The 1,099-nt window shown below is 24.9% G+C and carries 2 protein-coding genes; both read left to right on the top strand.

All coding sequences use genetic code 11. The features are described 5' to 3' along the window. Positions 1 to 184: GDP-mannose 4,6-dehydratase (locus tag CSUIS19073_RS08240; protein ID WP_337214418.1), on the top strand; the 184-nt coding region annotated here is incomplete at its 5' end. Further along, positions 184 to 1,099 (top strand): glycosyltransferase family 2 protein (locus tag CSUIS19073_RS08235; protein WP_337214417.1); only part of this gene is annotated, 916 nt, incomplete at its 3' end. The genes CSUIS19073_RS08240 and CSUIS19073_RS08235, both read left to right, overlap by 1 nt.

Genomic DNA, 1,099 nt, shown 5'->3' with positions numbered 1-1,099 from the left:
ATTACCAAAACCCACTAGCTATAAAAATCAAATCACTTTTGTCTTAGACCGCGCAGGACATGATAGACGATATGCAATTGATGCTACTAAAATAGAAACTAAGCTTGGCTGGAAGGCTGATGAGAATTTTGATAGTGGAATTATAAAGACTATAGACTGGTATTTAAAAAGGTATAGCTTATAATGCATACGCCAACTATTGCTGTTATAATGGCAACCTATAATGGTCAAAAATATATATCTAAACAACTAGATTCTATATTGGCTCAAACTTATTCTAATATTGTAATTTATATTAGAGATGATTGTTCTAGTGATAATACTATGGATATTATAAGTAAATATAAACAGAAATACAGCCATAAGTTTATTATAAATAAAAATAAACAAAATTTAGGTTTTGTAAAAAATTTTGAGCTTTTATTGAGTGAAGTGGATTATGATTATATAGCCATTAGCGACCAAGATGATATTTGGAAGCCAAATAAATTAGAAAAAGAATTAAAAGCTATGATGGAGATAGAAAAAGATAATCCAAATTTGGCTATTATGGTTCATAGCGATTTAGAAATAATTGACTCAGATGAAAATCAAATTTGTAAATCATTTTTTAAAAAAAAGGGTTATAGTCTTTCTCATAGCAAAGATTTAGGGCAAATTTTAGGACCATGTGGAGTAATGGGAAATACAATTTTAATGAATAAGAATTTAAAAAATATTGCTTTACCTTTTAGTGCTAATATAGAATTTCACGACTATTACTTGGCAGTTATTAATGAAATATACGGAAAAAGAATTACATTAAATGAACCATTAGTTCAATACCGCATCCACCTTGATAATACTAGTAATAATAATATATTAAAATTAGAAAAAAATAAATATAGAGGATTGCCATTTTTAAATACAGGTAAAGCTATGTGTTTAAAATCGTTAAATAAAGATAATATAAATATAGAAGATTTAAATATAATTAACTTTTTTTTGGATTATTTAGAATGTAAAGATTATGCTTTTTCTTATTATTTTAGCTTATTAAGTAATAATTTAGTTAAAAAAGGATTTTGGTATAGATTTAAATTATTTTTTAAGTTTATTA

The organism is Campylobacter sp. RM19073 (assembly GCF_024723495.1).
Lineage (GTDB): Bacteria > Campylobacterota > Campylobacteria > Campylobacterales > Campylobacteraceae > Campylobacter > Campylobacter porcelli.
Note: the sequence above shows the minus strand (reverse complement) of the source record. Positions and strands in the feature narration are given on the sequence as shown.